This is a genomic window from Enterobacter sp. WCHEn090032 (genome assembly GCF_003986875.1).
In the GTDB taxonomy this organism is placed as follows: Bacteria; Pseudomonadota; Gammaproteobacteria; order Enterobacterales; family Enterobacteriaceae; genus Enterobacter; species Enterobacter sichuanensis.
Genome location: NZ_RXRN01000050.1, coordinates 1 through 6,487 on the forward strand (window position 1 = coordinate 1; position 6,487 = coordinate 6,487).

Sequence of the window (6,487 nt, forward strand, 5' to 3'; positions counted from 1 at the left end):
ACGCCACTGAATACCGTTCAGTTGCGTGACCCGGTTATGGGCAATCTTCTTTCCAGCGCCCTCTAACGGATTACCAGCCGCATCCCAGCGCCACTGCTCCTGACCGGTCAGCGAGCCGTCCTGAGCGAGCAGGCCCCGGCACTGTCGTACTGCCAGCGGTACCAGTTAAACGGGTTATCGTCCCGTTTTTCCCGCCCCAGGTTATTGCGATAATCGTACTCCAGGCGGCGGGACCAGCGGTGCGGCGACGGGCGCTGGGCATTGCCGGTAAAGTTGTCCCATCGATAAAGATTACATCGTTAAAGATGGCGACGTAATGAACTTCTTGTTTAACGTTTGATTTGTTTTGAATGGTATAAATTACTGTTCTTACGCCTTCTTACGCAGATAGAACTCAAGATATTTTTTAGGTCTATCCTGAAAAGCACGCTCTCTGCCGTAGTTATAAGCATCGTTAAAATATTTATACGCTTCATCGAATTGATTCAACTCGTAACAGACCATACCCAAGTCGATTAACGGTGCAGTGTCTATATCCGATCCACGTGTCCGTAAAGCCGTCTCTCCCCATTTCTTTGCCTCAACGTAATCCGCAAGATCAAAATATGCGCTGTACATGCATGCAGAGATCCAGTTGGCAAATTCTGATTCGGACTTTGGTTCAGGAAGGGCTTGCCAGGCCTTTTGGTATTGTTCTAAAGCCTCGGCGTATTTTTGGCTGTCGTGTAACTCGTTTCCTTTTTCAATAGTATTTGTTATAGATATTTTCATACTCAAGCGCCTGTCCTTTTAATTAAAAATCCTTTTCTAAGCAACAATCGAATTCAATAAAATGCATTACTAAATAATCATTTTATATTATAAAATTATTACATTGCAATCGATCATCTTATAGCAAATCTTTTTAAGTATCAATGACTCTATAACATCCCAATCACCTCCACCGAGGCCAGCGCCTATTCTTGGCATTTGTACTGAAAGGCGATTTACTAAAGCAAAGTCAGATAACTTTTCAAGACAAACTTCCAGGGATGCATAACATACGTATTGGTTTTTGTCATTGACATTTTTCTTAATACCATCTTGTGCATACATATTAGCAATAAATATCTGTTCTTTAGCATCAACCAAGACAAAATCAACCGTACCTAATTCTGGGATGTTATTTCCATTGAAGCTATTGAGATAGTATTCCTTTGCAGAAGGATATTTATTTGAAAGAGACAGAACAAAGCCTTTACCCCATTTCCCTTTATTATTCACAATGTGAGCAATAACTATGGATTTTTTCAAAGGTTCCACAGCATTTCCAGACAAGAGCTTTATTTGTTTTTTTTCTTGCAATGAACTCGTTGATGTTTTCCAGAAAGTTTCAAATTCCTCATTCGAAATTTCTTCAGCATCACTTAAGTCCAGATCGCTTTTTTTACCATCATACAGCAGAAAACCAACTTTCTCGTTTTTATCTAGCAAAGAGGAAGATGCATAACAATCGCCATCTATAATATTTATTTGTCGTGTGGCCACCTCCCCTATGAATTCATTGAGAATAATTCCTTCACCTGCAATAAAATCAACGTTACCTTTATAGTATTTTTTCACATCAACCACAACTTCTCGCACTTTTAACAATTCTTTCGGAGACATCAAGTTCTTTTGTGTTTAAGATAAAGAATGTATTTTTCCGGGGTTCAATTACATCCAGGCCAGTAACATCTATGTCAACAAAATGGCTTATACCTTTTTATTTTCTCGCTTAGGATGGCAACTGTCCAATTTATATTGGAAACACTATAATATAGTCATATAAGTTACTTCAATTGAATCATATATTTTACCAGTTCTCCACTTACAATTCATGAGGGTCTAAGCAATAGTGGCAGAGAATTGTTCCTGTTAGGTTATGAGGGTCATAAGCAGCATCAACATGTCCCCACTCCCTTGATACAGGAAGAACAATAGTAGATTTAGTTTTGAACCATTCCCTTAAACATCGGGTGACTTTCCCTTCGGGTCTATTCTGTTTTCCCATCAATAATTTTTCTGGGGCGAAGCGCCAACTACGAATTATTGAGTTAGGATCATTGGGAACCAAGAAGTCAATTATTAGATATATATCTCCGAACTCATGGTCACCTTTAAGGATAGTTCTGTATGAGACTGTTTTATTGTCTTTTTTTTCAGGCCCCCCCTCCCACCTTACATTTGTATTATTAAACAACTCTGTCTTAGTAACTCTTGGTCCTAATAGAACCCTTTTATTAAATTTAAGAACACCAGTTTCTGCGTCAAAATTCATTTTTACATCCCAATATCAAATGGAAGACCAATAGGTTCCAGAACTTTTTTATAAATCGAAAGGAAGAATTGGGTACCGCCACCGCTTCCTAACATTTCAGTATCTGGTGACAAAGCTTGTCCCGTACCAGCAATAGCATCTCGTTTGACTCTATACATCTGAATCTTACTTCTAAACCCATATTTTTCATGAGGTAGAACTTATAAACTTTCCCATAATTTTTGTCGACTACCATTAGCAGCTTCTAAAGTGGGTTTGTCGAAATAAAATCCTGACTGCCCGGGTGCTCCACCATAAACAATATCGCCTTCTTTAAGCATTGTGTTTGACCAAGAATAACGGCCTTGATAAATCCCTCTTCCTTGCCACTGCCTACCAAATGCCGCCTGGTTATGGTCATTTTATCGAGTCGGTGCACACTTCGCTTTCAATCCTAATGGATCAACCCAATTCAACGGATTAGTGGCGTAAACGTAAGTATTTATACCGCCATTAAAACCTATCGGGTCATCGGAACGATTCGGACGCCATCATACTTTTTAACACGTTAAAGAATAAAAAGCCGGGAAGATTTGATGCACTTCCCGGCCAATTATTATTGAATATTATTCATAAACTCTTGCAGCCATTAAAATATCTGCAATAAATGTCCAGTTAACATTTTCTGGGACAGGTAATTTTTGATTTAAATAATATCCATCCATATCTTCAACCCAAGATGCCATCGATTCAAAATATGAGGGTAAGTCTTTGCTCTCCCACTCACTTCGATTATTTCTGGCATTTGAAGATAAATTCTCAAGAAATTTAATAAAATCGTCTCTAGTATTTATTTCTTTAGTATTCATAACAATATTACTCCAGTACTTTTTTATTCCATCACCCAATTTGAGAATAATCTACTTACCATCTGTTTTTGTTGTCATTTTCCACATCAGATCAGCAACTTCACTAGGTGAGGCCCATTTAAATGGAACTCGTTTCCTTTTTCTACAAGAGATGTAACTTCTCATCAAATTTATCGAAACCGTTTTTCATATGCTTATTCATAATCAATCGAAAAGAGATCTCCTTGCCTATATAAAAGTGGTTTTAAGCGAAAAATGTTGTCAGAAGTAAGGAGGGTTCTAAAAGTGTTAGTTTTTATTATTAACCTAGCCAAAAAAGAATTGCTTAAAACCTTCTGCCTCAACATCCTTAAGCTTGCTTTTTAGCATTAAATCGATATCTTCCAGAAAGTCCTCTCTGAAATTAAAATCATCATCTGTAGCATCACCATCATATTTACTTTGTTCTATCTCAATGGCAGAACAAAAAGCATCCAAAAAGTCGGCTAACGAATTGGAAATAAAGAAATTTCTTTTTTGAATACTACCATAAACAGGAGATGTGATATTTTGGGTATCACAAAAAAGAACATCTCCATTTCGTTCAGCAAAGATTATATATTCATCGCGCCAGGTCGTGTCATTTTGAACTCGCCAGCCTGATAACATTTTATTAAGCTCTTGGGGCTCAACAATCTGTATAATGAATGCACCATCAAATGTTGGGTGGTCATTTAAAATCAAATGGCTATAAAAGAATCGAATTTCACCATTTAAATTTACAGGAAAAGAAGTTTCATTTTCATCGTCTGCATAGTCTATCTCTCCCATATTTAAATCATTCATTTTGAATTTGTTGACAAAGTCTTGGATAGTATTTTTTATATGCATTATTCCTCTTTAAGAGTTAACATTATTGGCTACTCTGAAAATTACTATATCCATAGTTGAAAAATGTACTCATAATCCAAAGAAGTTCTTCGCGCCATTAAAAAAGAAAAACAAAGAATCAATAATGGCACGACACCCTTCAATATTAAGGTAATTTATTGCCCTTTCTTTTACGATTTGAGTCTATTTCGTAGAAATAATCTTCACAGAAAACGTCTAAAGCCTTTTCCAGTGGAACAAGTTTCAACCCCCGGAATTCTTTACTGTCTATAACTTCCTTGACCTCTTGTTTAACAATAATAAAACCACCTAACAATGTATCGTTCAACGAAAGTATATCATTTTCTAGCGCATCATCCTTGAATTCTATTTTAAAAGGTATAGTATCTCCGAACTTATCCTCTTCGAGAATAGATTTATCCTTATCTATAACATCGCCGCCTGGAAAATATACATATTTAAAATCATCCCGAAGAACTTGACCATTCCCAATCGAAACTGGTGTTATATCTCGGCCAAAAAAAACATTGTGCTTATAATTTTCAAAAATTGAAAATAAAGACTTATCCATCAAGTGTCCAAAGTCTTTTTTAAAATAGTCAAATCTCAAAGCCCCAACATTTTTATTGCACAACAAATAAATATGGTCTGGGCATGCATCGTCTGTTATTCGATAAGGGAAGGAAAAGGCAGAGCCTTCTATTTCCCAGTTTTCATTAACCTGTAATCTTTCATCAACCATGCCCTGTAAATTTCTTGGCATGAGTGATGATTCAAAGTCATTCATGATCACATAATAGGACATTAATTCATTCCCCTGATTTTTTTGTGGGAACATGACCCATCCAAATTTTATTCTTCATATCCATCTGGATCCGCCGTATAACTATCCTCGCCCCTTTAGCATCTAATCTTCCAGAAATATATCGTTACTCAACACGAGCAATGCGCCGACGGAGAATGTCACTATAGTTATGATGATTACTGCTATGGAAGATATCCATACCTTTCCCTGCATCTTGTTTCATCGCTGATGCGCTACCTGGAAAATTAATACCATTAAACGCAGAGTTCATGTCTTTTCCGATGCCAATATTATTGAAGAATGATTGCTCCTCTTTCCACACCTCAACGGGTATAACATGGTGAGCAGAATTCGCTCCGGCGTGCCGTTCGGCTGGAAGTGGAACCAGAAAATCTCCGGGGCATCAACGCCGTCAATACGCGCCAGCGGGTCGTAGCTGTCCTGATCGCTGTAAACGTAGGTCAGCGGCACATCCCCGTGCACTTCCTGCAGCAGCCGGAACCCTTCCCAGACAAACCGGGTGGTAACCGGCTTACCGGTTGGCTGTCCGCCCAGCATCTGGCGGCGCGTTTTGCTGATGCGGCGACCGAGCGGATCGTAGCGGAAGTGCCAGCGGGTCTGGCCGTTATCCTTCTCCACGGTGCGGTCGTGGATGTCATAACGCCAGCGAATGCCGTTCAGCTGCGTCAGGCAGTTGTGCGTGACCTTCTCAGCGGAACCTTCAAGCGGGTTATCAGCACAATATGACAACCTTATTTAATAGTTAATTCCACGTTAAATAAATACCGCAATTAAATGATTTAATATCATAGCAAATAGTTATATCACCCCATTCCAAGTGCCACATTATACTATGTTTTTCTTTTTCATCTGGTTTGCCAAGATCATATTCACCCGACACCCATTGATATAAAAATTCGACTTCTTTATTTAGCATATCAATGTTAGAAACCTTATTCCAATCATTTATTGCCTTATAATACCCTCCCTCTTTATAAATTAATTGCACCGTAAATGGCAAATTACTGAAGCATAATGGTTGTATTATAATCTCGAATTCCTTTCCCGACCAAAGAACGGTATTAACTGTATAATGATGGGGAATTAATTTCTGCATTTTATTTTCTGATTCAAGATATTTGTAAAGATCAGAAGTTATAAATTCCTCCTCCCTTTGTATTAAAAGACATTTATTGTCTAACTCAACCTTACCATTTACCACGTTAATTTTAAAATTAATCATATGCTAATGACCTTCCCCGGTATCAAAAGATTTCTAAATTCCTCAGGGATAAAGAATTGCCCCCCCTCGACCATATATCTCATTAGCCAATGCTCTTCCATATGCTACATCAATATCCTCACTTTCATAATAAGCTCTAACTTGCGTTCTTAATGTACGATGAGGATCTATTTTAACCTGAAGTGCTTCATGGTAGCCTATAGCATTTCCTTTATTTTGCCTAACGGTTGGATAAGTCACTGCATATGATGGAGGAGTATCACCGTTTGGATATAATGCATACAGAATCGTGCCTTTTTTCAGTTTCCTGTTTTTGTAGACATCTATACTTTGTAATCACCTTGACCTTGCCATCTCGTAGCTTCTTTAGATGGATCCTTACATTTACGGCTCAACCCCCACGGATCCACCCACCCCAGCGT

General features: G+C 38.2%; 10 protein-coding genes and 2 pseudogenes. All 12 read right to left on the reverse strand.

What is annotated here, in order from left to right; translation table 11 throughout:
* A pseudogene (locus EKN83_RS23605) lies at window positions 1-290 on the reverse strand (RHS repeat protein); the annotation flags it as partial.
* 79 nt (window positions 291-369) lie between these two features.
* Window positions 370-771 (reverse strand): hypothetical protein, encoded by a 402-nt coding sequence (locus EKN83_RS22925; RefSeq protein WP_126801766.1) that lies wholly within the window; start codon window positions 769-771, stop codon window positions 370-372.
* 87 nt (window positions 772-858) lie between these two features.
* Window positions 859-1,647 carry an Appr-1-p processing protein gene (locus EKN83_RS22930; protein WP_221885394.1) on the reverse strand — a complete coding sequence of 263 codons (789 nt, stop codon included), beginning with the start codon at window positions 1,645-1,647 and terminating at the stop codon, window positions 859-861.
* Window positions 1,648-1,849: 202 nt separating this feature from the next.
* Window positions 1,850-2,299 (reverse strand): hypothetical protein, encoded by a 450-nt coding sequence (locus tag EKN83_RS22935; RefSeq protein ID WP_126801767.1) that lies wholly within the window; start codon window positions 2,297-2,299, stop codon window positions 1,850-1,852.
* Window positions 2,300-2,301: 2 nt separating this feature from the next.
* On the reverse strand, window positions 2,302-2,457 hold the full coding sequence (locus EKN83_RS23610; RefSeq protein WP_260591351.1) for a hypothetical protein: 156 nt from the start codon (window positions 2,455-2,457) through the stop codon (window positions 2,302-2,304).
* A gap of 243 nt (window positions 2,458-2,700) precedes the next feature.
* A complete protein-coding gene (locus tag EKN83_RS23615) occupies window positions 2,701-2,802 on the reverse strand; it encodes a hypothetical protein (protein ID WP_080690917.1) in 102 nt (33 codons plus the stop codon).
* A gap of 102 nt (window positions 2,803-2,904) precedes the next feature.
* On the reverse strand, window positions 2,905-3,147 hold the full coding sequence (locus tag EKN83_RS22945) for a hypothetical protein (protein WP_126801768.1): 243 nt from the start codon (window positions 3,145-3,147) through the stop codon (window positions 2,905-2,907).
* A gap of 306 nt (window positions 3,148-3,453) precedes the next feature.
* The gene (locus tag EKN83_RS22950) at window positions 3,454-4,017 is read right to left on the reverse strand and encodes a hypothetical protein (RefSeq protein ID WP_126801769.1); all 564 of its coding nucleotides are present in this window, start codon (window positions 4,015-4,017) and stop codon (window positions 3,454-3,456) included.
* Between the two features lie 145 nt (window positions 4,018-4,162).
* The gene (locus tag EKN83_RS22955) at window positions 4,163-4,855 is read right to left on the reverse strand and encodes an Imm43 family immunity protein (RefSeq protein ID WP_260591352.1); all 693 of its coding nucleotides are present in this window, start codon (window positions 4,853-4,855) and stop codon (window positions 4,163-4,165) included.
* A gap of 91 nt (window positions 4,856-4,946) precedes the next feature.
* Complete coding sequence (locus EKN83_RS22960) at window positions 4,947-5,144, reverse strand: hypothetical protein (protein WP_072060271.1); 198 nt, start codon at window positions 5,142-5,144, stop codon at window positions 4,947-4,949.
* A 26-nt stretch (window positions 5,145-5,170) separates the two neighbouring features.
* Window positions 5,171-5,560: pseudogene (locus EKN83_RS22965) on the reverse strand (RHS repeat protein); the annotation flags it as partial.
* Window positions 5,561-5,585: 25 nt separating this feature from the next.
* Window positions 5,586-6,065, reverse strand: a complete 480-nt coding sequence (locus EKN83_RS22970) for a hypothetical protein (protein WP_126801770.1) — start codon at window positions 6,063-6,065, stop codon at window positions 5,586-5,588.
* Between the last annotated feature and the right edge of the window lie 422 nt (window positions 6,066-6,487).

What these genes read in the sequence shown, in the direction of transcription:
- EKN83_RS22945 (WP_126801768.1), bottom strand. Translation starts at nt 3,147, where the DNA reads ATGAATACTAAAGAAATAAATACTAGAGACGATTTTATTAAATTTCTT.
- EKN83_RS23610 (WP_260591351.1), bottom strand. Translation starts at nt 2,457, where the DNA reads ATGTATAGAGTCAAACGAGATGCTATTGCTGGTACGGGACAAGCTTTG.
- EKN83_RS22955 (WP_260591352.1), bottom strand. Translation starts at nt 4,855, where the DNA reads ATGTTCCCACAAAAAAATCAGGGGAATGAATTAATGTCCTATTATGTG.
- EKN83_RS22930 (WP_221885394.1), bottom strand. Translation starts at nt 1,647, where the DNA reads ATGTCTCCGAAAGAATTGTTAAAAGTGCGAGAAGTTGTGGTTGATGTG.
- EKN83_RS22935 (WP_126801767.1), bottom strand. Translation starts at nt 2,299, where the DNA reads ATGAATTTTGACGCAGAAACTGGTGTTCTTAAATTTAATAAAAGGGTT.
- EKN83_RS22950 (WP_126801769.1), bottom strand. Translation starts at nt 4,017, where the DNA reads ATGCATATAAAAAATACTATCCAAGACTTTGTCAACAAATTCAAAATG.
- EKN83_RS22925 (WP_126801766.1), bottom strand. Translation starts at nt 771, where the DNA reads ATGAAAATATCTATAACAAATACTATTGAAAAAGGAAACGAGTTACAC.
- EKN83_RS22970 (WP_126801770.1), bottom strand. Translation starts at nt 6,065, where the DNA reads ATGATTAATTTTAAAATTAACGTGGTAAATGGTAAGGTTGAGTTAGAC.